Source organism: Rhodovulum sp. YNF3179 (assembly GCF_050586465.1).
Taxonomy (GTDB): domain Bacteria; phylum Pseudomonadota; class Alphaproteobacteria; order Rhodobacterales; family Rhodobacteraceae; genus CAJXYS01.
Window position 1 is genome coordinate 141,620 of sequence record NZ_JBOCEG010000003.1, and the last position, 23,902, is coordinate 165,521.

Annotated in this window: 25 protein-coding genes; 15 read left to right on the plus strand and 10 right to left on the minus strand. The window is 69.1% G+C overall.

Going from position 1 to position 23,902, the window contains the following annotated elements:
- Nucleotides 1-19 precede the first annotated feature (19 nt).
- The 5 genes from ACQ5SP_RS05975 to ACQ5SP_RS05995 all read right to left on the minus strand — a co-directional run bounded on the left by ACQ5SP_RS05975 (nt 20) and on the right by ACQ5SP_RS05995 (nt 5,268).
- Nucleotides 20-769: an ABC transporter ATP-binding protein gene (locus ACQ5SP_RS05975; RefSeq protein ID WP_430937767.1), complete on the minus strand. Its 750-nt coding sequence runs from the start codon at nt 767-769 to the stop codon at nt 20-22.
- A 16-nt stretch (nt 770-785) separates the two neighbouring features.
- Nucleotides 786-1,538, minus strand: a complete 753-nt coding sequence (locus ACQ5SP_RS05980) for an ABC transporter ATP-binding protein (protein WP_430937441.1) — start codon at nt 1,536-1,538, stop codon at nt 786-788.
- A 12-nt stretch (nt 1,539-1,550) separates the two neighbouring features.
- Nucleotides 1,551-2,756 carry a branched-chain amino acid ABC transporter permease gene (locus ACQ5SP_RS05985; RefSeq protein WP_430937442.1) on the minus strand — a complete coding sequence of 402 codons (1,206 nt, stop codon included), beginning with the start codon at nt 2,754-2,756 and terminating at the stop codon, nt 1,551-1,553.
- A gap of 3 nt (nt 2,757-2,759) precedes the next feature.
- A complete protein-coding gene (locus tag ACQ5SP_RS05990) occupies nt 2,760-3,791 on the minus strand; it encodes a branched-chain amino acid ABC transporter permease (RefSeq protein WP_430937443.1) in 1,032 nt (343 codons plus the stop codon).
- Between the two features lie 103 nt (nt 3,792-3,894).
- Nucleotides 3,895-5,268 carry a substrate-binding protein gene (locus ACQ5SP_RS05995; RefSeq protein ID WP_430937444.1) on the minus strand — a complete coding sequence of 458 codons (1,374 nt, stop codon included), beginning with the start codon at nt 5,266-5,268 and terminating at the stop codon, nt 3,895-3,897.
- Between the two features lie 209 nt (nt 5,269-5,477).
- Here ACQ5SP_RS05995 and ACQ5SP_RS06000 point away from each other — a divergent pair, with 209 nt between their 5' ends.
- From ACQ5SP_RS06000 to ACQ5SP_RS06020, 5 genes are all read left to right on the plus strand, one after another.
- Nucleotides 5,478-6,779 carry a short-chain fatty acyl-CoA regulator family protein gene (locus ACQ5SP_RS06000; protein WP_430937445.1) on the plus strand — a complete coding sequence of 434 codons (1,302 nt, stop codon included), beginning with the start codon at nt 5,478-5,480 and terminating at the stop codon, nt 6,777-6,779.
- A 72-nt stretch (nt 6,780-6,851) separates the two neighbouring features.
- Nucleotides 6,852-7,220, plus strand: a complete 369-nt coding sequence (locus ACQ5SP_RS06005) for a response regulator transcription factor (RefSeq protein WP_430937446.1) — start codon at nt 6,852-6,854, stop codon at nt 7,218-7,220.
- On the plus strand, nt 7,217-7,477 hold the full coding sequence (locus ACQ5SP_RS06010; protein WP_430937447.1) for a hypothetical protein: 261 nt from the start codon (nt 7,217-7,219) through the stop codon (nt 7,475-7,477). The genes ACQ5SP_RS06005 and ACQ5SP_RS06010 overlap by 4 nt, the downstream gene beginning before the upstream one ends.
- Nucleotides 7,477-10,170, plus strand: a complete 2,694-nt coding sequence (locus ACQ5SP_RS06015; RefSeq protein ID WP_430937448.1) for an ATP-binding protein — start codon at nt 7,477-7,479, stop codon at nt 10,168-10,170. The genes ACQ5SP_RS06010 and ACQ5SP_RS06015 overlap by 1 nt, the downstream gene beginning before the upstream one ends.
- A gap of 68 nt (nt 10,171-10,238) precedes the next feature.
- Nucleotides 10,239-11,162 carry a FliM/FliN family flagellar motor switch protein gene (locus ACQ5SP_RS06020; protein WP_430937449.1) on the plus strand — a complete coding sequence of 308 codons (924 nt, stop codon included), beginning with the start codon at nt 10,239-10,241 and terminating at the stop codon, nt 11,160-11,162.
- A gap of 5 nt (nt 11,163-11,167) precedes the next feature.
- Here ACQ5SP_RS06020 and ACQ5SP_RS06025 read toward each other — a convergent pair whose 3' ends face one another.
- The gene (locus ACQ5SP_RS06025) at nt 11,168-12,241 is read right to left on the minus strand and encodes a FliG C-terminal domain-containing protein (protein ID WP_430937450.1); all 1,074 of its coding nucleotides are present in this window, start codon (nt 12,239-12,241) and stop codon (nt 11,168-11,170) included.
- A gap of 173 nt (nt 12,242-12,414) precedes the next feature.
- Here ACQ5SP_RS06025 and ACQ5SP_RS06030 point away from each other — a divergent pair, with 173 nt between their 5' ends.
- Complete coding sequence (locus tag ACQ5SP_RS06030; RefSeq protein WP_430937451.1) at nt 12,415-13,194, plus strand: LamB/YcsF family protein; 780 nt, start codon at nt 12,415-12,417, stop codon at nt 13,192-13,194.
- Nucleotides 13,195-13,197: 3 nt separating this feature from the next.
- Here ACQ5SP_RS06030 and ACQ5SP_RS06035 read toward each other — a convergent pair whose 3' ends face one another.
- Nucleotides 13,198-14,736, minus strand: coding sequence for a fused MFS/spermidine synthase (locus ACQ5SP_RS06035; RefSeq protein WP_430937452.1), 1,539 nt, complete (start codon nt 14,734-14,736; stop codon nt 13,198-13,200).
- 227 nt (nt 14,737-14,963) lie between these two features.
- Here ACQ5SP_RS06035 and ACQ5SP_RS06040 point away from each other — a divergent pair, with 227 nt between their 5' ends.
- From ACQ5SP_RS06040 to ACQ5SP_RS06050, 3 genes are read left to right on the plus strand one after another with little or no spacing between them, the layout of a single operon-like run.
- The gene (locus tag ACQ5SP_RS06040) at nt 14,964-15,974 is read left to right on the plus strand and encodes an SPFH domain-containing protein (RefSeq protein ID WP_430937768.1); all 1,011 of its coding nucleotides are present in this window, start codon (nt 14,964-14,966) and stop codon (nt 15,972-15,974) included.
- On the plus strand, nt 15,974-16,363 hold the full coding sequence (locus ACQ5SP_RS06045) for a hypothetical protein (protein ID WP_430937453.1): 390 nt from the start codon (nt 15,974-15,976) through the stop codon (nt 16,361-16,363). Before ACQ5SP_RS06040 ends, ACQ5SP_RS06045 begins: the two co-directional genes overlap by 1 nt.
- Before the next feature lie 60 nt (nt 16,364-16,423).
- Entirely contained in the window at nt 16,424-16,681 is a 258-nt protein-coding gene (locus ACQ5SP_RS06050; protein WP_430937454.1) for a hypothetical protein, read from the plus strand.
- A gap of 124 nt (nt 16,682-16,805) precedes the next feature.
- Here the strand turns inward: ACQ5SP_RS06050 and rplI are convergent, their stop codons facing one another.
- Genes rplI through rpsF form a run of 3 tightly spaced genes read right to left on the minus strand, consistent with a single transcriptional unit; the run spans nt 16,806 to nt 18,054 of the window.
- Complete coding sequence (gene rplI / locus ACQ5SP_RS06055) at nt 16,806-17,459, minus strand: 50S ribosomal protein L9 (protein WP_430937455.1); 654 nt, start codon at nt 17,457-17,459, stop codon at nt 16,806-16,808.
- An 11-nt stretch (nt 17,460-17,470) separates the two neighbouring features.
- The gene (gene rpsR / locus ACQ5SP_RS06060; RefSeq protein ID WP_430937456.1) at nt 17,471-17,698 is read right to left on the minus strand and encodes a 30S ribosomal protein S18; all 228 of its coding nucleotides are present in this window, start codon (nt 17,696-17,698) and stop codon (nt 17,471-17,473) included.
- A gap of 17 nt (nt 17,699-17,715) precedes the next feature.
- Nucleotides 17,716-18,054 carry a 30S ribosomal protein S6 gene (gene rpsF / locus ACQ5SP_RS06065; RefSeq protein ID WP_430937457.1) on the minus strand — a complete coding sequence of 113 codons (339 nt, stop codon included), beginning with the start codon at nt 18,052-18,054 and terminating at the stop codon, nt 17,716-17,718.
- Between the two features lie 215 nt (nt 18,055-18,269).
- On the opposite strand from rpsF, the gene fabD reads away from it, so the two are divergent.
- From fabD to mltG, 6 genes are all read left to right on the plus strand, one after another.
- Nucleotides 18,270-19,214 (plus strand): ACP S-malonyltransferase, encoded by a 945-nt coding sequence (gene fabD / locus ACQ5SP_RS06070; RefSeq protein ID WP_430937458.1) that lies wholly within the window; start codon nt 18,270-18,272, stop codon nt 19,212-19,214.
- 11 nt (nt 19,215-19,225) lie between these two features.
- Nucleotides 19,226-19,963, plus strand: a complete 738-nt coding sequence (fabG, locus tag ACQ5SP_RS06075) for a 3-oxoacyl-[acyl-carrier-protein] reductase (protein ID WP_430937459.1) — start codon at nt 19,226-19,228, stop codon at nt 19,961-19,963.
- Nucleotides 19,964-20,157: 194 nt separating this feature from the next.
- Nucleotides 20,158-20,391: an acyl carrier protein gene (locus ACQ5SP_RS06080; RefSeq protein WP_430937460.1), complete on the plus strand. Its 234-nt coding sequence runs from the start codon at nt 20,158-20,160 to the stop codon at nt 20,389-20,391.
- Between the two features lie 215 nt (nt 20,392-20,606).
- Nucleotides 20,607-21,350: a HisA/HisF-related TIM barrel protein gene (locus ACQ5SP_RS06085; protein ID WP_430937461.1), complete on the plus strand. Its 744-nt coding sequence runs from the start codon at nt 20,607-20,609 to the stop codon at nt 21,348-21,350.
- A gap of 105 nt (nt 21,351-21,455) precedes the next feature.
- Nucleotides 21,456-22,718, plus strand: coding sequence for a beta-ketoacyl-ACP synthase II (fabF, locus tag ACQ5SP_RS06090; protein WP_430937462.1), 1,263 nt, complete (start codon nt 21,456-21,458; stop codon nt 22,716-22,718).
- Nucleotides 22,718-23,875: an endolytic transglycosylase MltG gene (gene mltG / locus ACQ5SP_RS06095; protein WP_430937463.1), complete on the plus strand. Its 1,158-nt coding sequence runs from the start codon at nt 22,718-22,720 to the stop codon at nt 23,873-23,875. The genes fabF and mltG overlap by 1 nt, the downstream gene beginning before the upstream one ends.
- Nucleotides 23,876-23,902 lie beyond the last annotated feature (27 nt).

Here is a 23,902-nt window from a genome sequence, read left to right on the forward strand (position 1 = left end):
CGGGGCGCTTTCTCCCGGCTCAGATGGCCAGGTATTCGTGGCGGAGATCCTCGTTTTCCAGAACCTCCCTGGCGGTGCCGTCGAAAGCCACCGAGCCGGTGTCGAGGATGACGGCACGGTCCGCGAGTTCAAGGGCCGCGATCGCGTTCTGCTCCACGATGATGGTCGTCATGCCCTGTTCGCGGATATGGTGCAGCGTCTTCTCGATCTCGCGCACGATGACCGGCGCGAGGCCCTCATAGGGCTCGTCGAGAAGCAGCACCTTGATGTCGCGCGCCAGCGCCCGGGCGATGGCCAGCATCTGCTGTTCGCCGCCCGAGAGGGTCACGCCCTCCTGCTTGCGGCGTTCGCCGAGGCGGGGGAAGAGATCGTAGAGACGTTCGATGGTCCAGCCCGTGGGCTCGACGATCTGGGCGAGCTCGAGGTTCTCCTCGACGGTGAGGCCGGGGATGATGCGCCGGTCCTCGGGCACGAGCCCGATCCCGGCCACGGCGGCCTCGTGGCTCTTCATGGAGTGCAGGTGCTGGTGGTCGAGCCAGATCTCGCCGCGGCGCAGTTCCGGGTCGCCCAGCCGGGCGACGGTCCTGAGCGTCGAGGTCTTGCCGGCGCCGTTGCGGCCCAGCAGCGCGAGGATCTCGCCCTCGTGCACGTTGAAGCTGACGCCCTGCACGATGTAGCTCTCGCCGTAATAGGCGTGCACGTCGTAGACGGAGAAATAGGCGGGTGCGGTCGCCGCGTGGTTGGCGTTCTTTTCGAGCGGTGCTTGCATGTTCATGGCCCCCTCCTCAGTGGCCGCCAAGATAGGCTTCCTGGACCTTCGGATGGCCCTTGATGTTGTCCGGCGTGTCCTCGACCAGCGGCGTGCCCTGGGCCATCACCGTGACCCGTTCGGCCAGGCTGAAGACCACGTGCATGTCGTGCTCGATGATCGCCATGGTGATGTTGCGGCTGGCCTGGATCTCCTTCAAGAGGTCGATCGTGTTGTTGGTGTCGGCCCGCGCCATACCGGCGGTCGGTTCGTCCAGCAGCAGCAGCTTCGGCTCCTGGCTGAGGCACATCGCCATTTCCAGCCGGCGCTTGTCCCCGCGCGAGAGGCTGGCGGCGTGCATGTGCATCTTGTCCTGCATGTTCACGTCGATCAGCATCTGCTCGGCCTTGTCGCAGATATCGGCCTCGTTCGCGATCGTCTCGAAGGCATGCATCCGGAACGCGCCGTCACGCCGCGCGAAGAGCGGGATCAGCACGTTTTCCCAGACCGACAGGTCGCCGAAGATCTCGGGTGTCTGGAACACCCGGCTGACGCCCATCTGGTTGATCTGGTGGGGTTTGATCCCCAGCAGGGACTGGCCCTGGAAGGTCACCGACCCGGTATCGGGGATCAGCTTGCCGACGAGGCAGTTCAGCAGCGTCGACTTGCCGGCCCCGTTCGGCCCGATGATCGCGTGCACCGCGTTCTCGGCGACCGAGATGTTCACGTCGTCCAGCGCCTTGAGACCGCCGAAGCGCTTGGAGACGCCCTTGATTTCGAGAATGCTCATCAGCCTGTCTCCTTACTCGGCCGGGTGCGATTTCGGCGCCGGGGTGGAATCGTCGCCCGCGCGCTTCTTGCGGCGGAAGAGGTTCATGATCCGCTGTCCGCCCTCGACCAGCCCGCCGGGCAGGAAGATGACGACCAGCATGAAGACGATGCCCAGCGTCAGGTGCCAGCCCTTGCCGACAAAGGGATAGACCATGGCCACCAGCACGTCCTCGAGCCCGTCCGGCAGGAAGGCGAACCAGGTGTGCAGGATGTCCGAGTTGATCTTGGAAACGATGTTTTCCATGTACTTGATCATACCCGCGCCCAGCACCGGCCCGATCAGGGTGCCCGCGCCGCCGAGGATGGTCATCAGCACCACCTCGCCCGAGGCGGTCCAGAACATCCGCTCGGGGCCGACCTGGGTGTCCATCGCCACCATCAGGCCGCCGGCGAGGCCGGCATACATGCCCGAGATGACGAAGGCCGCCAGCGTGTAGGGCTTGGAGTTCAGCCCGGTGTAGTTCATCCGCTGCTGGTTCGACTTGACCGCGCGCAGCATGATGCCGAAGGGCGAGCGGAAGATCCGGATGGCGACGTAGAAGCTGGCCAGCATCACCGCGGCCGCGACGTAGTAACCGGCGTTGAAGGTAAAGAGCCAGTTGCCCACGGCCATCTCGTAACTCGCGCCCATGTCGAGCCCGAAGAGATTGGCCTGCGGCGTCGCGCCCTCGGCCAGCGCGCCGTCGAAAAGGCGCGGATCGCTGACCTTGGGCTGCAGCCCGGTTTCGCCCCCGGTGATCGGGGTCAGCACCGAATAGGCCAGCGCATAGGACATCTGCGCGAAGGCGAGCGTCAGGATCGCGAAGTAGATCCCCGAGCGCCGCAGCGAGATGTAGCCGACCAGCACCGAGAAGAGCCCGGCCACGATCACCGCCATGATGATGGCGGGGATCACGTTCATCGTCAGCAGCTTCATCATCCAGATCGCCGCGTAGGACCCGACCCCGAGGAAGGCCGCGTGGCCGAAGGAGAGGTAGCCCGTCAGGCCGAAGAGGATGTTGAAGCCGATGGCGAAGATCCCGAAGATCACGAAGCGCTGCATCAGGTCGGGATAGCCGGCGTTGAACTGCGCCAGTTCCGAGCCTTCGGGGAAGGGGTTGAGGATGAAGGGCGCCAGCAGAGTCAGCAGCGCGACGATCATGAAGAGGGCGATGTCTTTCTTGCCGAGACCAAGCATGGCTTATTCCTCCATAACGCCCTTGCGGCCCATGAGGCCCCGCGGACGTGTCAGCAGAATGATGATGGCGACCAGGTAGATGATGATCTGGTTGATGCCGGGAATGAGGTCGATGACTTCCTTCATCGAGGCGAAGCTCTCGAGGATGCCCAGCAGGAAGCCCGCCAGCACGGCGCCCGGCAGCGAGCCCATGCCGCCGACGACGACCACGACGAAGCTGAGCACGAGGAAGTCCATCCCCATGTGGTAGTTCGGCGCGTTGATCGGCGTGTACATCACGCCGGCCAGGCCCGCCACGGCGGCGGCGATGCCGAACATGATGGTGAACCGCTTGTCGATGTTGATGCCGAGCAGCCCCACCGTTTCGCGGTCGGCCATGCCGGCGCGGACCACCATCCCGAAGGTGGTGAACTGGAGGAAGGCGAAGACCGATCCGATGATCACCGCGGCGAAGGCGAAGTAGACCAGCCGCCAGTAGGGGTAGATGATCGAGTTCTCGGCCATGCCGACGAGCGCGCCGAAGTCCAGGCTGCCGGCGAACATGTCCGGGGCCGGGGTGGGGATCGGGTTGGCGCCGTAGAAATACTTGATGATTTCCTGCAGCACGATCGCCAGGCCGAAGGTCACGAGGATCTGGTCGGCATGGGGGCGGCGATAGAAATGCTTGATCAGGCCGCGCTCCATGATGAAGCCGACCGCGACCATCACCGGGATCGCGACGAGGATCGCGAGCGGCACCGACCAGTCTATGATCGCGCCGCCGATCTCGGGGCCGAACCAGTGTTCGACATACGGCGTCTTGACCTTGAGCGGGTTGCCGAGGAAGTCCGTCTGGGTGGGGTCCACCGTCTCGAAGGACAGGCTCAGGAAACGCTGCAGCGTCACGGCACAGAAGGCGCCGATCATGAACAGCGCCCCGTGGGCGAAGTTCACGACACCCAGCGTGCCGAAAATGAGCGTAAGGCCCAGAGCGATCAGCGCGTAGGCGCTGCCCTTGTCGAGGCCGTTCAGGATTTGCAGAAGGATGGCGTCCATTGTCCCCACCTATGACTTGACATACGCGGCCGGCGCACGGGCGTCGCGGCCTCGTGAAAGCGGTCCGGCCGCGCGGGATGCGCGCGGCCGGCTCTGGTTTGGATCAGGCGCCCGGGTTGCAGGAGCCGAGATCGCCGCCGAAGATCGACGGGTCGTAGGTGACCTGTCCGACCGGGGTGACCTCGACGACCTCGAGGAGGTCGAACTCGGACTGCGGGTTCTCCTTCCCGCGCACGACCAGCACGTCCTTGAAGCACTGGTGATCCTCGGCGCGGTAGAGCGTCGGGCCGTTGCCCAGGCCGTCGAACTCGAAGCCCTCGAGAGCCTCGGCCACGGCGCAGGGGTTGAAGCTGCCCGCCCGGTTGACGGCATCCGCGTAGAGGATGGTCTGGCAGTAGCAGGTGTGCGCGGCCTGGCTCGGCGGGAAGCCGTACTTCTCGCCGAAGGACTTCACGAAGGCGGCGGACGCCGCGTCCGGCGCGACCTCGGTGCCGTCCGGGGTGGTGAAGCCCTGGCTCAGCGACCAGTGCCAGTTCGTGGAGCCGTAGATGCCCTTAACGTTGGCACCGGCGCCGCGCGCCATCAGGCGCGAGTAGAGCGGCACGACGATCTCGAAGTTCTTGTCGTTGACCATCTTGTCGCGCAGGCCGAACTGCACGGCGTTGGTGAGCGAGTTCACCATGTTGCCGCCGTAGTGGTTCAGCACCAGCACGTCGGCGCCCGACTGCAGCACCGGCGCGATGTAGGACGAGAAGTCCGTCTGCGTCAGCGGCGTCTTCACCGCGGCCACCGTTTCCCAGCCAAGCGCCTCGGTCGAGTTCCGGACCGCTTCCTCGGTGGTGTAACCCCAGTTGTAGTCGGCCGTCAGGTGATAGGCCTTCCGGTCGTTGCCATAGGCGTTGGCCAGCACCGGCGCCAGCGCCGCGCCCGACATGTAGGAGTTGAAGAAGTGGCGGAAGCCGTTGGCCTTCTTGTCCTTGCCGGTCGTGTCGTTGGAGTGGGTCAGGCCGGCCATGAAGATCACGCCCGCCTCCTGGCAGAGCGCCTGCACCGCCACGGCGACGCCCGAGGACGAGCCGCCGGTGATCATGATGGCGCCGTCCTTCTCGATCATCGACCGGGCCGAGGCGCGCGCGGCGTCCGACTTCGTCTGGGTGTCGCCGGTGACGTACTCGACTTTCTTGCCGAGGATGCCGGTGCCGTCCAGCGTCTTCGACGAGAAGGTGTTGATCATGCCGCCGTCGCCCTCGCCGTTGAGGTGCTCGACCGCAAGCTGGTAGGCGCGCAGCTCGTCGGCGCCTTCGTCCGCGTAGGGGCCGGTCTGCGGCACGTTGAAGCCGAGCGTGACCGTCGAGCCTGTGGGCTCGTTGGTGAAGGCGTTGGCGCGGTTCGTGAAGATCGTCGGCAGGGCGAGCCCCGCACCGGCGACCGCGCTGGTCTTCAGGACACCCCGGCGGGTGAAGTTCGAATTGGACATATAATCCTCCCTAAGTTTGACGACGCCATCCTCCTCACGGCGCCGGACCCTTTTCAGGGACGCCTTATTATCGGGCATGATCCGAAAATTTCGCAACAACTGCTTGCAGAGTAACAATTTTTTTGTAAAGTTATGGACAGAAAGCGGCCTGCTTCTGTAAACGAATTGACGCGATGCCGGATTCCCGGCCTTTTATCAGGGGCTTTGACGTGGGGTCAGATACGCTCACCGGAACGCGGATCCGCGAACGGCGCGCCGGCATGGGGCTGCGCCAGGCCGATCTGGCCCGCCAGGTCGGGATCTCGCCTTCCTATCTCAACCTGATCGAGCACAACCGCCGGGGAATCGGCGGCAAGCTGCTGATCGACATCTCGCGCGTGCTCGGCGTCGAGGTCGCGGCGCTGACCGAGGGGGCGGAGGCCGCGCTGCTCGAGGCGCTGCGCGCCGCCGCCGCGCGGGTCGAGGACGCCGGCGCGGAGCTTGACCGCGCCGAGGAACTGGCCGGCCGTTTTCCCGGCTGGGCGCGCAGCGTCGCGGCGCTGCACGACCGGATCTCGGCCCTGGAGGAGGCGGTCGACAGCCTTTCGGATCGCCTGACCCACGACCCTTTCCTGGCCGAGTCTGTTCACGAGATCCTCTCGACCGTGACCGCGATCCGCTCGGCCTCCTCGATCCTGGCGCAGACCCCCGACATCGAGCCCGAATGGCGCGAGCGTTTCCACGGCAACATCTTCCGTGACAGCCAGCGCCTGTCCGAGACCAGCCAGGCGCTGGTGGCGCATTTCGACCGGCTCTCGCGCGAGGAGACCGGCTTTGCCACCGCGCCCGACGCGACCGCGGCCTTCGCCGAGGCCCATGGCTACCATTTCCCCGCGCTCGAGGCCGGCGGCGATCCCGAGCCGCTGATCGAGGCGGCGCCCGCGCTGGACGCCCCGGCGGCCGCGCGCATGGCGCGGGGCTACCTGGACCGCTACGCGGCCGATGCGCGGGCGGTGCCGCTCGACCGGTTCGAACCCGCCGCCGAGCGGCTGGGCTACGACCCGGCCCGGCTCGCCGCGGACTTCGACACCGATCTGCTGACCGTCTTCCGCCGGCTCGCCAGCCTGCCAACGCGCGAGGGGCGGCCGGAGTTCGGTCTCGTCGCCTGCGACGGCTCGGGGACCGTGACCTTTCGCAAGCCGCTGCCCGGTTTCTCGCTGCCGCGCTACGGGGCGGCCTGTCCGCTCTGGCCGCTCTACCAGGCGCTGATCCGGCCCACGGCGCCGGTGCGCGCGGTGATGGAGACCCCCGACGAGACCCGCTTCCTGGCCTATGCGATGTGCCAGCCCGTCGCCCCGTCGGGGTTCGGCGGGCCACAGGTGGTGGAGGCCGGCATGCTGTTTCTCGACGCCGGCGAGGCCGCGCCGGCGCCGGGCGAAACCGTCTTCGCGGTGGGCACGAGCTGCCGCATCTGTCCCCGCGCCGACTGCGTGGCGCGGCGCGAGCCGTCGATCCTGCGAGAGGAATTTTGACACGGCTGCGAAAGCGGGCATTATGATCCCCAAAACAAGCAAGAAAACGCGAAACGAAGGGGGGAGCGACAGATGGGCAAACATGTCCTTCTGATCGAGGACGAACCGAACATCATCGAGGCGATCCGCTTCATCCTGGAACGCGATGGCTGGACGGTATCGACCCACTCGGACGGGGCCGACGCCGTGGACATCGTCGACCGCGAGGGGCCGGATATCGTGATCCTCGACGTGATGCTGCCCAACCGGAGCGGCTACGACATCCTGCGCGACCTGCGCGCGGCCGAGGGCACCGCCGCGCTGCCGGTTCTGCTGCTGACCGCCAAGGGACAGAGCCGCGACCGCGAGATGGCCGAGACCTACGGCGCCAGCCGCTTCATGACCAAGCCGTTCTCGAACCAGGAGGTCCTGGACTCGGTCCGGGACCTGGTGGCGTCGTGAGGGCCGCGCAGCGCAGGGCGCTGTTCCTCGAGCGGCGCAGCTATCGCCGCCGCCGGCTGCAGGACGCGGCGCTGATCCTGCCGGTCATGGCCGCGGTGCTCTTCGTGATGCCGCTGGTCGGTCTCGGCACCGGGCCGGGCGAGACCGGATCGACCCGCGCGGCCGGGCTCTATTTCTTCGGCGTCTGGTTCCTGCTGATCCTCGCCGCCGCGCTGCTCGCGCGGCGCCTGCGCGGCGTCCGCCCGACGGAGGACTGATGGTCCCCTTCGACCTGCTCGTCGCCGTCTGCATCGGCTATGTGATCTTTCTCTTCCTCGTGGCCTTCGCCGCGGAACGGCGCGCGGATGCCGGGCGGCTGGGCTGGCTGCGCTCGCCGCTGGTCTACACGCTGTCGCTGTCGGTCTACTGCACCGCCTGGACCTTCTACGGTGCGGTTGGCTACGCGGCGCGGTCGGGTCTCGAGTTCATGACCATCTATCTCGGGCCGACCATCGTCTTCGTCGGCTGGTGGTGGCTGCTGCGCAAGCTCGTCCGCATCGGCCGGGCGCAGCGGATCACCTCGATTGCCGACCTGATCTCGTCTCGCTACGGCAAGTCGAACCTGCTGGCCGTGATCGTCACGCTGCTCGCGGTGGTGGGCACCACGCCCTATATCGCGCTGCAACTCCAGTCGGTCACGCTGAGCTTCAACGTCTTTTCCGCCGCCGCGGTCGAGGGCTGGCAGGTGCCGGACCGCACCGCGACCGCCTTCTGGGTCGCGGCCGGCCTGACCGTCTTCACCATCGTCTTCGGGACCCGCAACCTCGACGCCAACGAACGCCACCACGGCGTGGTGACCGCCATCGCCGTGGAGGCGGTCGTCAAGCTGGTGGCGCTGCTCTCGGTCGGCATCTTCGTGGTCTGGGGCGTGGCCGGGGGTGCGGGCGACATCCTCGACCGGATCGACGCCTCGCCCATCGCCGAGTGGCAGGGCGGGGGCGGGCGCTGGGCGCCGCTGATCTTCCTGTCGGCGGCGGCCGTGCTGACGCTGCCGCGGATGTTTCAGGTGACGGTGGTCGAGAATTCCGACGAGCGCCATCTCGCCACCGCGTCCTGGGCGTTTCCACTCTATCTTTTCCTGATGAGCCTCTTCGTGCTGCCGATCGCGGTGGTGGGGCTTTCGACGCTGCCCGCGGGCGAGAACCCGGATCTCTACGTGCTGACCCTGCCGCTGGCCTTCGATCGGGAAGGCCTGGCGATGCTGGCCTTCCTCGGCGGCTTTTCCTCGGCCACCTCGATGGTGATCGTGGCCGCCATCGCGGTCTCGACCATGGTGTCGAACCATATCGTGATGCCGCTCTGGCTGCGGCTGCGGACGGGCGGCGCCAGCTTCTCGGGCGACGTGCGGACGGTGGTGCTGCGGGCCAGGCGGTTCTCCATCGCGGGTATCCTGCTGCTCGGCTACACCTATTACAGCTTCACCGGCGGCACCGAGGCGCTGGCCGCCATCGGGCTGATTTCCTTCGCCGGGCTGGCCCAGGTGCTGCCCTCGCTTCTGGGCGGGATCTTCTGGCGCGGCGCGACGCTCAAGGGGGCGGCGGCCGGGCTGGTCACGGGCTTCGGGCTCTGGGCCTACACGCTCTTCCTGCCAAGCTTCGAGGGCACCTGGCTGATGCCGGCCGCCGTCCTGGCCGAGGGGCCGTTCGGCATCGGGCTGCTGCGCCCGCGCGCGCTGCTGGGGCTCGACACCGGCGACCCGCTGGTCCACGCGATGATCTGGAGCCTCGGGGTCAACACGCTGTTGTTCGTCGGCATATCGCTGGTGAGCTTCCCGTCGCCGATGGAACGGCTGCAGGGCGCGCAATTCGTCAACGTCTTCCAGCATTCGAGCGGCCCGGGCGGCTGGGTCGGCGGCTCGGCCGCGGCCGAGGATCTGTCGGTCATGGCGCAGCGCATCCTCGGCCCGCGCCAGGCGCAGGCGCTCTTCCAGGAAGCCGCGCGCGCACAGGGCAAGGAGGGCAACCTGCCGGACCCGACGCCGGATTTCATCGACTGGCTCGAACGCGAACTCTCGGGATCGGTCGGCGCGGCCGCGGCACATGCGATGGTCGGCCAGATCACCGGCGGCGCCGCGGTTTCGGTCGAGGACCTGCTGGCTGTGGCCGACGAGACCGCGCAGATCATGGAGTATTCCAGCCGGCTCGAAGCCAAGAGCCGCGAGCTGTCCGAGACCGCCGCGCAGCTGCGCGAGGCCAACGACAAGCTGACCGAGATCAGCATCCAGAAAGACGCCTTCCTCAGCCAGATCAGCCACGAGCTGCGCACGCCCATGTCGTCGATCCGGGCCTTCTCCGAGATCCTGCGCGATTCCCGCGAGCTGGGCCCGGCGCAGTTCCAGCGCTATGCCTCGATCATCCATGACGAGAGCCTGCGACTGACGCGGCTGCTCGATGACCTGCTGGACCTGAGCGTGCTGGAAAACGGCCAGGTGACGCTGCACGAGGAGCCGGGAAACCTGGCCGAGATCCTCGACGGTGCGGTGACCGCGACCGCGTCCATGGCCACGGAACGCCCGCTCGCCATTCGCCGCGAGCGCAGCGCCGAGAACGTGGCGATCTACACCGATTGCGACCGCCTGCGACAGGTTTTCATCAACCTGATCGGCAATGCCCGGAAATACTGCGATGCCGCCGCGCCGGAGCTGCGGATCGTGGTCCGCACCACCGCCGACCGGATCGAGGTCGATTTCGAGGATAACGGCTCGGGCATCCCGGAAAAGCAGCAATCCATCATCTTCGAGAAGTTCGCCCGGCTTTCCGACCAGTCCGCCGCGGGCAGTGCCGGGCTGGGCCTGGCGATCTGCCGCGAGATCATGCGCAATCTCGGCGGCAGCATCGCCTATCTCGACGCGGGCAGCGGCACGACCTTCCGCCTGACCCTGCCGCGGCGCCACGTCCGCCACGCCGCCTGAGCCGGGGATACACCTTTTTTAAAACATTGCCGGCCAGTTCTGGACCCAGAAAGGAGCCGCGTCCGCACATGGCCGAGCAAGACGAACCGATCCTGCGGCGCAAGCTGGCCCCGGCGGGCGGCGATGGGCCGTCCGGCGGCCTCGGGACGGAGGCGCTGCGCCGTGCGCTGGCCCGCGCGGCGCGCCGTGGCCTGCGCTGCGCGGCCATCCCCACCGCGGCAGAGCTCGCGCCCGCGGAGCTGGCCGCGGTGCTGGCGGATCTGCCGGCCGGCGGCCTGGTCCTGACGCTGGAGGATGCCGCGGGCGCGCCCTGCGGGGTGATCGCGCTGGATCCCGGCCTGGCCGCGACCCTGGTCGAGACCGAGGTCACCGGCCGCGTGCCTGCCGGGGGCGCCGGGCCGCGACCGCCCACCGATCTCGATGCCGCGATCCTCGGCGGATACGCGGCGGCGCTGCTCGACGAGATCGCCGCCGCCACCGGACGGGCCGAGGATGCCGCGCTTCGCGCGGGCGGCTTCTGTGCCGAGCCCGGGACGCTGGGCGACCGGATGCCGCCGGGCGCCTGCCGCCGGCTGGTGGCGACGCTGAAGCCGGGCGACGCGGCCGGCGCGGGGACGCTGACGGTCTGCCTGCCCGCCGCCGTCGACCCGGCCGCGGCGGCCCGCGCCGCCGGCGATGCACCCGAACGCCGGCTCGGCGACGCGGTGACGACGGCGCCGCTCGCGCTCGAGGCGGTGGCGCACCGGTTCCACATGTCGCTCGACAAGCTGGCGGCGCTCGGCCCCGGCGACCGGATCGACCTGCCGGCCGGCGCCATCGACGCGATCGCGCTGGAGGCGCCCGGCCGCGCCGGGGTCTTCGCGGGCCGGCTCGGGCAGCTGCGGGGATTCCGCGCGGTGAAGATCGGGGCGCCGGGCCGAAGGCACGCCAGCCCCCCGACGCCCGAGACCGACGCCCCGGCGCCGGAGGCCGGGTCATCCGGCCAGGCCTGACGGGGTCAGATCTCGTCCTCTTCCTCGCTGGTGATCAGGTCGATTTCGCCGCCCTCGGCGAGACGGCGGATTTCCTCGACCACGGCGGCGTGGGCGGCGTCGGCCTCGCGGCGCTTGACCGGGGCGCGGTCTTCCACCGCCTCGCGCAGCTGCTCGGCCATGCGCTTGGACAGATTGTCGAGCAGGAAGTCGGCGGCATCGGGGGCGTCGGTGCCCGCGGCGGCGAGCGCGGTGACCAGCAGGTCCTGGTCGAGCCCCTTCAGCGCCTTGGGCACGTCGCGGGGATCGACGCGGGCGGGGATGTCGCGGAAGGTGAAGATCGCGCGGCGCACCGACTCGGCGAAATCCTGGTCGGCGCTGTCGATCCCGGCCAAGAGCGCGTCCCGGGTGCGCGCCGGTGTCAGGTTCAGCATCGCGCCCACCCGTGCCGCGGGATCCGCGGCGAAGGCGCGCGCCGGGCGCGTGTCGAGCCTGTGGACCAGCGTCGCGCCGATGCGCGCGACGGTCTCCGGCGCGGTGTCGGCCGTGGCCGGCATGGCCAGCGCGATGTCCCGGGCGCGGGTGCCGTCCAGCTGTTCCAGGATCTCCGCGGCGCGGGCGGTGGCGAGCTTCGAGAGAACCACCGCCACCACCGCCGCGCTTTCGCCGTCGAGCAGCGGCAGGATCTCTTCGGTCGGTAGGGTCGCGATCCGCCGCCAGGGGTCCGGCGGCACACCCGTGCCCTGGCGGAGCGTCTCGGCGGCCTGGGCGCTGATATGGCCCTCGAGCAGCGCCAGCGCGCGGTCGATGCCGCCGGGAAAGCTGACGCCGATGCCCTCGAGCTCGGCCAGGAACTCGCGAACGACGGCGCGCAGCGTGTCCCGGTCCACGTAGCGCATCGACGCCATCGCCGCGGTCAGGTCGGCCTGCAACGGCGCCTCGAGCCGCGAGAAGGGCGCAAACTCGCCCTCGTCCATCAGCAGCCGCACGATCACGGCGGCCTTCTGGCGCCGCGTGAGCGGGCCCGCGCGGCGGGGCGCCGGGGGCGCGGTCGCGGGCCGTGTCTGGAGCGCGGTGCCGGTCGGGGCCTGGTCCGTCATGCGTGGATCTCCTGCGGGGGCGGTACCCCCCGTGCTAGCGCGGGTGGATTTCCAACGGCTTAAGACGGGCTTGTTCTCGGCCGTGGCGCGCGGTTATCTGGTCCGCGCCCGGCCGGCCGGCGTCACCTCCGCCGGACCGCGGCCGCAGGGCACGCCACCGCCAGGAAAGGACCATGCGCATGACGACCGCCGGCACCACGATCGACCTGAACGCCGATCTCGGAGAGAGCTTCGGTCCCTGGCGGATGGGGCGCGACGCCGAGATGCTGGATATCGTGACCTCGGCCAATGTCGCCTGCGGCTTTCACGCCGGCGACCCGGTCGAGATGCGGCGCACGGTGGCGCTCTGCCGCGAGAAGGGCGTGGCGGTGGGCGCGCATCCGGGCTTCCGCGATGCCGAGGGGTTCGGGCGGCGGCGTATCCTCGGCCTGAGCGACGAGGAACTGACGACCCTGATGCTCTACCAGATCGGGGCGCTGCAGGCGATCGCCCGGGCCGAGGGCGCGGAAGTCACCCATGTGAAGCCTCACGGCGCGCTCAACAACATGGCGACCGAGGATCGCGCCATGGCGGAGCTGCTCGTCGCCGCGACCCGCGCGGCCGGCCCCGATCTGACCGTCGTGGCGATGCCGGCCACGGCATTCGAACACGCCGCCCAGGCCGATGGCGGGCCCTACGTGGCCGAGGTCTTCGCGGATCGCGCCTATGCCGACGACGGCACGCTGGTGCCGCGCGGCACGCCCGGGGCGATGATCCACGACGCCGACATCGCCGCCGACAACGTGCTGCGGATGATCGACGAGCAGGCGGTCGTGTCGCTCAACGGCAAGCGCATTCCCGTCCGGCCGCAGACCGTTTGCGTGCATGGCGACAGCGCGGGCGCGGTGGCGATGGCCGGCCATATCCGCGCCCGGCTGGAACGCGCGGGCGTCACCGTCGCCCGCTTCGCGTGAGCCTCAGTCCGTCCAGCGCATGAGCCGGTCGATCGGCGCGTAGTCGTCGGTCAGCCGCACGGCCTCGTGGCCGGCCAGGAGCCGCCGCTCCCAGTCCTCCGAGAGCCGGGCGAAACGCAGCGGATCGGGCGCGCGCGTGCTCAGCGCGCTGACGGTGCTCGGCCGGGCGCCGGCGGCCAGGATGAAGACCTTGCGCGTCGGCCCGGCGACCGGCACGGCCTCGGTCCAGACCTCCACCTCGGGAAAGACGGCGTTCAGCGTGGCCAGGATAGAGGCCACCGCGCGCATGTTGTCGGTGTGGTCGATCACGTTCATCAGGTAGACCCCGTCCGCCGTCAGCCGCGACCGCACAAGGCGGAAGAATTCCTCGGTCACGAGATGGGCCGGCACGGCGATGTCGGTGAAGGCGTCGCCGATCACCACGTCGTAGCGCGCCGGGTCCGCGGCCAGCGCCCGGCGGGCGTCGCTGTGCAGGATGCGCGCGGTTGCCGGGTCGAACCAGAAGGACGTGCGCGCGACCGCGGTCACGGCCGGGTCGATCTCGGCCACGGTGACGGCGGGGGCGGGATCGCGCAGTGCCCAGGCCCGCGGCATGGAATAGGTGCCGCCGCCGATGAAGAAGGCGCTGAAGTCGCGCCCGGCCATCCGCGCCCGTGCCAGCGCGTCCAGCATCGCCGCGTGATCGGTGAACTGCACCTCCGGCGCCGCGCGCGCCGAGATGCCGTGGGCGAGGTGGTCCAGCACCATCAGCCGGATCGGGTCGGCCGGGTCGCCCGAGACGACGAGCACCCGGATGCAGAAATAATCGCTTTCGCGGGTGCAGGGATCGGCGCGGCTCAGCCCCGCGCCGGCAAGGCCCAGCGGCGCCAGCAGCAGCACCGCCGCCAGCGCGCGGGCCACGCGCCTTCCCGCGCGCCCGGCCAGCACGAAGGAGAGCAGCGCCAGCCCGACATAGGCCGCGGTCACCACCGCCAGCGTCGCGACCGAGCCCAGCCACGAGATGAAGAGAAATCCCGCCGCGAGCGTGCCGAGGATGGCCCCGACCGCCCCGGCGGCGAACATCGCGCCGAGCGCGCGGCCCGCGCGGTCCGGCGCCGCCTGCGCCGCGATATGGGCCAGCACCGGGGCGGGCACGCCCGCGAAGAAGGAGGGCAGGAAGAAGACCGCCATGGTCAGCGTCGTGATCGCGGCGACGGGTGCCCCGAGCGCGGAGATCACCGGCTCTGCGGCGGCGCGCAGCACGAAGACCGCCGCTGCCGTGGTCAGCGCGGCGGCGACCATCGCCCAGCCATTGGCGGCGAGGGCGGCGCCCACGGGGCGCTCGGCCACCCGGCCGCCCAGCCAGTGCCCGGCGGAAAAGCCCGCCAGCACCACCGCGATCACGGCCGTCCATGTATAGAGCGACATGCCCACATAGGGCGCCAGCATCCGCCCGGCGACGATCTCGACCACCAGGCTCGCGGCGGCGACGGCGGCCTGCATCGCCACCAGCAGCGGCACGGCGGGCAGGGCGGCGGCAGGTCTCTGGGAACTCTCTGGCATGGGGCCTCCTTCGCGGGCGTAGAATTGGCGAAGCCGCGGGGCGGGGCAAGAGCCGATGGCAGCGTGGCGCGCCCGGCCCCGGCGCAGCCCGGCCCTTGCAAGCGCACCGGGCGCGCAGTAGCAATAGGCGGCAGGGGCCGGCGGCCACGGGCCGGTCTCGCGGGGGTGCGTGCGGTGGCGCGCGTCGGGGCACCCGGCGCCTGAAAAGGGAGTGTCTCGTGGAAGGCATGATTCTCACCGGCGCGCTGGCCGTCTTCGTGATCGTCTTCGTCTTCGCGGCGACGAAGATCGTCCCGCAAAGCCAGGAATGGGTCGTCGAGCGACTGGGCAAGTACCGGCTGACGCTGAAATCCGGCTTTCACGTCATCATCCCCGGGGTCGACAAGGTCGCCCACAAGGTCTCGATCCTCGAACGCCAGCTGCCCGAATACCCGATCGACGCCATCACCAAGGACAACGCGCCGATCTCGGTCACGGCCGCGACGTTCTTCCGGGTGACCCATTCGCACCAGGTCGTCTACCGCATCGCCAACATCGAGCAGGCCATCCAGAGCCTCGTCACCGGAATCGTGCGCGCCGAGATCGGCAAGATCGACTTCGACGCGCTGCAATACGACCGGGCGTCGGTGTCCCAGAACCTCGAGAAGGAGCTGGAGAAACAGGCGCAGGAATGGGGCATCGAGATCACCCGGTCCGAACTTGTGGACGTGACCTTCGACGAGGAAACCAAGCGCGCGCTGCAGATGCAGATCAACGCCGAGCGCGAGCGCCGCGCGGTCGTCACGCGGGCGGAGGGGGCAAAGCGCGCCGCCGAACTGACCGCCGACGCGGAGCTCTACACGGCGCAGAAGGAAGCCGAGGCCCGGATCGTGCGCGCCAATGCCGAGGCGGACGCGACGCGCACCGTGTCGGCCGCGATCGCCGAGGCCGGCGACCACCCCATCCGGCTGGAGCTGATCAACAGCCAGATCAAGGCGATGGAGAAGATCGGCGCGTCGGAGTCGTCCAAGACCGTGCTGATCCCGTCGGACATCACGGGCACGCTGGCCGGTCTCTCGTCGCTGCTGACGGAGTTCAGCGGGCTCATCCCGACGCCCAAGGCCAACAAGGTGGCCGACGTCGACGAGGCGCCGCCGCAGGACGAGACCGCCCCCGCATCCGCCGCGCCGCGGCCGTCCCCGGACGCGCCCGACTCGGCGGGCGGGGCGGGTGAAGGCCCCTGGGAAAGGGATCGCTGATGGAGACGCTCATCGGTCTTTTCGGCCCCGATGGCCTGAGCCTCTGGGCCGTTCTGCTGGTCCTGGCCATGATCGCGCTGGTGCTCGAGATCGTGTCGCCGGCCTTCATCTTCCTCGGACTCTCGCTCGCCCTGGCGCTGGGCGCCGCGCTGTCCTGGGCGTTCGGCCTCGGCCCGGTCGCGATCGCTGCCATCGTGGCCGTCGGCTGGTTCGTCGCCGCCTTCGGGCTGCGGCTGGCCTTTCCAAGCTCGGGCGAGATCCGGGCCAAGGGCGATCCGAACACCTATGACCGCGACACGCCCTGGGTCGTGTCGTCGGAAAGCCGCCCACAGGCCGGGGACAGCGCTGAGGACACCGCGGACGGGGACGAGGGCGACACCACGCGCTGACCCGGACCGCCGGCCGCGCGCGCGGGTCGCGGCCGGGACACACGCCGAAAGGACATCGACATGCGACACCGGAGCCTTGCCGCCCTTCTGGTCGCGGCCATCCTGCTGGGGGCCGCGGCGCCGCCCGTGCCGGCCGGCGGTACCGAGGACAGTTCGCTGCGCCGGACGGTGAAGGCCGACCTGCAGGCGCAGGGATACGACACCACGAATTTCGGGTCATTGACCCTTGGCGAGGTCGTCCTGATCCGCTCGCTGCTGGAAAACGACCTGGAACTGCCGATGCGCCGGAAGATCGAGCTGCTTCTGGCCGACGACTGAGCCGGCGCCGCGCGCGGGGGCGTGCGGCAGGTCCTGCAGGCCCGGCGGCGGCGTCCCCGCTGCACGAAAAAACCGCGCCGGTCGCCCGGCGCGGTTCCTGTCTCTCGGGGGCCCGGGGCGGGCGTCAGGACTTGTCTTCGTCCTCGTCGCCGGTCGCCTCGGCAGCGGCGTCGTCGCTGGTCTCGGTCTCGGCCTGGGCCCCTTCTTCCAGCTCGTCGAGCTGCGAGGCGCCGATGTCCTCGAAGAGCTCGGCGATCTCGAACTCGGCCTCGGCCTCTTCCTCGGCGGCGAGTTCCTGGATCGTCTTGCCCTTGGCCTGAAGCTCGGCCTCGTCCTGGCTGCGGGCGACGTTGAGGGTGATTTCGACCTCGACCTCGGGGTGCAGGGTCACGGTCACCTTGTGCAGGCCCAGCTCCTTGATCGGGCGGTCGAGCGCGACCTGGCTGCGGGCCACGGTGAAGCCGGACTCGGCGGCGGAATCGGCCGCGTCGCGGGTGCTGACCGAGCCGTAAAGCGCGCCGGAATCGGCGGCGGCCCGAATCACCACGAACTGCTGGCCGTCGAGCTGCTCGGCGAGCTTCTCGGCTTCCTTGCGGGTCTCGAGGTTGCGGGCCTCGAGCTGCGCCTTCTGTGCCTCGAAGACCTTGATGTTGCCCTCGGTGGCGCGCAGCGCCTTCTTCTGGGGCAGCAGGAAGTTGCGCGCGTAGCCTTCCTTGACGGAGACCACCTCGCCCATCTGGCCCAGCTTGGCGACGCGTTCGAGAAGGATGACGTCCATGTCTCTTCTCCTTATTTCACGGCGTAGGGCAGAAGCGCCAGGAACCGCGCGCGCTTGATGGCACGGGCGAGTTCACGCTGCTTCTTGGCCGACACGGCGGTGATGCGGGAGGGCACGATCTTGCCACGCTCGGAGATGTAGCGCTGCAGGAGCTTCGTGTCCTTGTAGTCGATCTTCGGCGCGTTCTCGCCCGAGAAGGGGCATACCTTGCGCCGACGGAAAAACGGTCTTGCTGCCATGACTTAGTGTCCTTTCCTCAACGGCGGCGATCGTCGCGCTTCTGCATCTGAACCGAGGGGCCTTCCTCGTGTTCGTCGACCTTGATGGTCATGACGCGCATCACGTCGTCATGCAGGCGCATCAGGCGCTCCATCTCCTGCACGGCCGGCGCCGGGGCGTCGGAGCGCATGAAGCTGTAGTGACCCTTGCGGTTCTTGTTGATCTTGTAGGCCATCGTCTTGAGGCCCCAGTACTCGCTGTCGATCAGCTTTCCGCCGTTGTCGGCCAGAACGGTGCCGAAATGCTCGGCAAGGCCCTCGGCCTGCGCGTTGGAAATGTCCTGACGCGCGATAACCACATGCTCGTAGAGCGGCATGGTCGGTTCCTTTTTCAAGCGTGCTTCAAAGGGCGGGTCTGCCACCTTCCGCACCCGCCCGCGAGAGGCATCGCGGTTCATGTCCTTTGCGGAAGGATGGGGCCTTATACACGGCTCAGCCCACGATGCAACCGGACCCCGGCGCACCCGGCCTAGACGGCGCGGCCCGACAGCGCTAGTCATGCGCCGGACAGGGATCAACGGGAGGAGCGTGGATGTCGCGCGCATTCGTATTTCCGGGGCAGGGGGCGCAGGCGATCGGCATGGGCAAGGCCCTGGCCGAGGCCTATCCGCAGGCGCGGGCCGTGTTCGACGAGGTCGACGAGGCGCTGGGCGAGAAGCTCTCGGCGCTGATCTGGGAGGGCGATGCCGAGACGCTGACGCTGACCCAGAACGCGCAGCCGGCGCTGATGGCCACCTCGATGGCGGCGATGGCCGCGCTCGGGGCCGAGGGCGTCGCGGTCACCGCGGCCGACTATGTCGCGGGCCATTCGCTGGGCGAATACTCGGCGCTCTGCGCGGCCGGTGCGATCAGCCTGCCCGATACCGCGCGGCTGCTGCGGATCCGGGGCCGCGCCATGCAGGAGGCCGTGCCGGTCGGCGAGGGGGCGATGGCGGCGCTGCTGGGGCTGGACCTCGCCGGTGCGCGGGACGTGGCCGAGGCTGCCGCCCGCGAGACCGGCGCCGTCTGCGAGGCCGCCAACGACAACGACCCGACACAGGTGGTGATCTCCGGCAGCAAAGCCGCGGTCGAGCGTGCCACCGAGCTTGCCAAGGAGGCGGGCGCCAAGCGCGCGGTGATGCTGCCGGTCTCTGCCCCCTTCCACTGCCGTCTGATGGAGCCCGCGGCGCGCGTCATGGCCGACGCGCTGGCCGAGGTCGCGATCGAGACGCCCAAGGTGGCGCTGGTGGCCAATGTTCCGGCCGCCGCCGTCACCGCCCCCGACGAGATCCGCACGCTGCTGATCCAGCAGGTAACGCATTCGGTGCGCTGGCGCGAGTCGGTCGCCTGGATGGCCGCGCATGGCGTGACCGAGGCCTGGGAGATCGGTGCGGGCAAGGCGCTGTCGGCGATGATCAGGCGCATCGACCGCGCGATCGTCACCCGCACGGTGGGCACGCCCGAAGAGGCCGCCGCGGCGGCCGAGACACTGCAATGAGAGGCACAAACATGTTCGACCTGACGGGAAAGAGCGCGCTGATCACCGGGGCCTCCGGGGGGATCGGCGGGGCGATCGCCACCGCGCTCCATGACGCCGGCGCCACGGTGGGGCTTTCGGGCACCCGGACCGGGCCGCTCGAAGAGTTGGCCGGCCGGCTGGGCGACCGGGCCCATGTGCTGCCCTGCAACCTGGGCGACCCCGAGGCAGTCGCGGCGCTGCCGAAACAGGCGGCCGCGGCGATGGGCGGGGTGGACATCCTGGTCAACAATGCCGGGATCACCCGCGACAACCTGTTCATGCGGATGTCCGACGAGGAATGGCAGTCGGTGCTCGACGTCAACCTGACCGCGGCGATGCGGCTCTGCCGCGGGGTGCTGCGCGGCATGATGAAGGCGCGCTGGGGGCGGATCGTGAACATCTCGTCCGTGGTCGGGGCGACGGGCAATCCGGGCCAGGCCAACTACGCCGCCGCGAAGGCGGGCATGGTCGGCATGTCCAAGTCGCTCGCCTACGAGGTCGCGACCCGCGGCATCACCGTCAACGCGGTCGCGCCGGGTTTCGTCGCCACGGCCATGACCGACAAGCTGACCGACGACCAGAAGGACAAGATCCTCGGCCAGATCCCCGCCGGGCGCATGGGCGACCCGGTGGAAATCGCCGCAGCCGTGCTCTACCTGGCGGCGCCGGAAGCGGGTTACGTGACCGGCCAGACGCTGCATGTGAACGGCGGAATGGCGATGATCTGACCCGGCCGGAAATTGGGGTCGAAACCGTTTGCCAAGCGGAACGTTTGTGCTATAGGCGGCGCAGTTTTGCCGGGGGCGCTTAAACGCTTTGCGGTGACCCGCCGCCTGCACAAAGGGCAACAAACCGCCCGCAACGGGCACACGAGCGAGAACTGAACGGGAATTCCTCCCGCAGGAATGTGAGGATTTAAGACATGAGCGACATCGCAGATCGCGTTAAGAAGATCGTTGTCGAGCACCTGGGTGTCGAAGAGGACAAGGTGAGCGAAAACGCCTCCTTCATCGACGACCTCGGGGCCGACAGCCTCGACACCGTCGAGCTGGTCATGGCCTTCGAAGAGGAATTCGGCATCGAGATTCCGGACGATGCGGCCGAGACCATCCAGACCTTCGGCGACGCGGTGAAGTTCATCAAGGACGCGCAGTAAGCGCGACCGCTTCGCGGTGATGGAAACGGCGCCCCCCGGGGCGCCGTTTTTCGTTGTGCCGCGGGGTCGCGCAAGGACCGTTTTTGGTCGGTGACACCCGATAGGTTATGCTCGGTCCGGATTATTGTCCGCTCGCCGGGAAAGACCGGCGGAACGTCACATCGCGCCGTTTGCCCGCCAGGCCGGGCGCGGCGCCGCTGCAAGGGTGTCCGGAAATGATACTTTACCCGACGATCGAGCTTCAGGGCGGGCGCTGCGTGAGCCTCTACCGCGGCCGTCTGGACGAGCCCCAGATCTGGCATGTGGATCCGGTCGAGAAGGCGCGCGAGTTTGCGCAGGCGGGTGCGTCCTGGATGCAGCTGACCGATTTCGACGCGCTCGCGGGGAACGACCGCAACCGCGCGCTGGTGATCGAGATCATCCGCGCCGCCGGCATCCCGGTGCAACTGGCCGGTGGCTTCCGGTCGCGCGAGCGGGTCGAGGACTGGATCGAGCAGGGCGCCGGGCGCGTCGTGATCGGCACGCTCGCGGTGCAGGACCCGGCCCTGGTGCAGGAGCTCGCCAAGTACTACCCGGACCAGATCGTGCTGGCGGTGGACGTCATGGATGGCAAGCTGATGGTCGAGGGCTGGACCCAGTCCTGCGCGATCACGCCCGAGGCTTTCATCGAGAGCTTTGCCCAGACGCCGCTGGCGGCGATCAAGATCACCGACATCAACACCGACATCGAGGGGACCGAGGCCTCGATCGGGGTGATCTCGGGGCTGGCCGCGGCCTGCCGGACACCGGTGATCGCCAGCGGCGTGATCCACGGTATCGACGACGTGGCGCGGCTCAAATACGTGCCGGGCGTCTCGGGTGCGGTGCTGGGGCGGGCGCTTTTCAACCGGACCGTCGATCTCGAGACCGCCTTGAAGATGGCGCAGCCCGAGCCCGAGGAGACGGCGGAGTTCCTCTGAGCCGGCGAAAACCGGCCCCGGACCGCCCCGGCGCCCTTGCCCCTGAGACGCGAAGCCGTGTATCAGAGGCGCCGACTGATGAAGGTCGAGCAGCGAGGAAGAAACATGCGTCGTGTGGTCGTGACCGGACTGGGAATGGTGTCGCCGCTGGCCTGCGGCGTCGAGGAAACGTGGAAACGGCTGCTCGCGGGCGAGTCCGGCGCAGGCACCATCACCCGCTTCGACGCCGGTCACCTGGCGACCGATTACGCCTGCGAGATCCCGCAGGGCGACGGCAGCGACGGGACGTTCAATCCCGACGACTGGATGGAGCCCAAGGAACGGCGCAAGGTCGACGATTTCATCCTCTATGCCATGGCGGCCGCCGACCAGGCGGTGAAGGACGCCGGCTGGACGCCCGAGGACGAGGAAAGCCGGCTGCGCACGGGGGTCATGATCGGTTCGGGAATCGGCGGGTTGTCCTCGATCGCCGACACCGCCATCGCGCTCAAGGAACGCGGGCCGCGGCGGGTCTCGCCCTTCTTCATTCCCGGCGCGCTCATCAACCTGGCCTCGGGACAGGTCTCGATCCGCTACGGCTTCAAGGGGCCGAACCACGCGGTGGTCACCGCCTGTTCGACCGGGGCCCATGCCATCGGCGACGCGGCGCGCCTCATCCGCTACGGCGATGCCGAGGTGATGGTCGCGGGCGGCGCCGAAAGCCCGATCAGCGAGATCGGCATCGCCGGGTTCAACGCCTGCAAGGCGCTCTCGACCAAGCGCAAGGACGATCCGAAATCCGCCAGCCGGCCCTATGACGCCGATCGCGACGGCTTCGTCATGGGCGAGGGTGCGGGCGTCGTCGTGCTGGAGGAATACGAGCACGCCAGGGCCCGCGGCGCGACGATCTATGCCGAGGTGCTGGGCTACGGGCTCTCGGGGGATGCCTATCACATCACCGCCCCGTCGGAGGATGGCGAGGGCGGCTACCGTTCGATGAGCGCGGCGCTGGCGCATGCCGGCATCACCGCGGCCGATATCGACTACATCAACGCCCATGGCACCTCGACCATGGCCGACGTGATCGAGCTCGGCGCGGTGGAGCGGCTGCTCGGCGATGCCGCCGGACAGGCGACCATGACCTCGACCAAATCATCCATCGGCCACCTGCTCGGGGCCGCCGGCGCGGTCGAGGCGATCTTCTCGATCCTTGCGATCCGCGACCAGGTGGCGCCGCCGACGCTGAACCTCGACAGCCCGGCGGTCGACACGCCGATCGATCTCGCGCCCAACGCCGCGCGGGACCGCAAGATCGATATCGCGCTGTCGAACTCCTTCGGCTTCGGCGGCACGAACGCCTCGCTCGTCCTGGGCCGGGTCGACGGCTGATGTGGCGCAACGTCGCCTCGAACGCGATCACGCTGCTGATCGTCGCGGTTATCGCGCTCGGCGTTCTGATCGCCTGGGGGCAGCGACAATTCACCGGCCCGGGGCCGCTGGAGCAGGCGATCTTCTTCGAGGTGCAGCGCGGCGACAGCCTGCAGGCGGTGTCGCGCCGCCTGGAGGAGGCCGGCGCGATCACCAGCGGGCCCATCTTCCGCATCGGCGCCGATTATGCCGACATGGCGGGAGATTTGAAATTCGGCAATTACGAGATCCCGGCCGGCACCTCGATGGAAGCGATCCTCGAGATCCTGACCGAGGGCGGGGCGTCGCGGTTCCGCTATGTCGCCAACTACCTGATCGGCGTGGGCGACATCGAGATGCGCCTGGTCGAGCGCACGCCGGGCAGCGGCGAGACCGAGGAACTGGCCGCCTTCGCGCCGGGCGAGCCGGTGCCGGAGGCCTATGCCGCGGTCGAAGGCTCGGGGGCCGCCGTGGCCTACCGGATCACGGTGGCGCCGGGCACGACCAGCTGGCAGGTGACCGACGCGCTGCGCCAGGCCGATTTCCTGTCCGGCGCGGTGCCCGATGTTCCCCCCGAGGGCCGGCTCGCGCCCGAGACCTACGAGGTGCGCCGCGGGGCCGACCGCGCGGAGATCCTCGCGCGCATGCGCGCCGCGCAGGACCGCATCCTCGAAGAGGTCTGGGCGCTGCGCCAGGCCGATCTGCCCGTCGACACGCCCGAGGAGGCGCTGATCCTGGCCTCGATCATCGAGAAGGAGACCGGCGTGCCCTATGAGCGCCGCCAGGTCGCCTCGGTCTTCGTCAACCGGATGGAGGCCGGCATGCGGCTGCAGACCGACCCGACGGTGATCTACGGCATTACCGGGGGCGAGGGCGTTCTGGGCCGCGGGCTGCGCCAGAGCGAGCTGCGCGGGGCCACGCCCTACAACACCTACGTGATCTACGGGCTGCCGCCGACACCGATCGCCAATCCCGGCCGCGCCTCGATAGAGGCGGCGGTGAACCCGGCCCAGACGGATTATTTCTACTTCGTGGCAGATGGCAGCGGCGGGCATGCCTTCGCCGAGACGCTCGCCGAGCATAATCGCAACGTCGCGCGCTGGCGCCAGATCGAGGCAGAGCGTCGGAACGGCGAGTAGATTTTCCGTTAACCCTTTGTTAAAAAT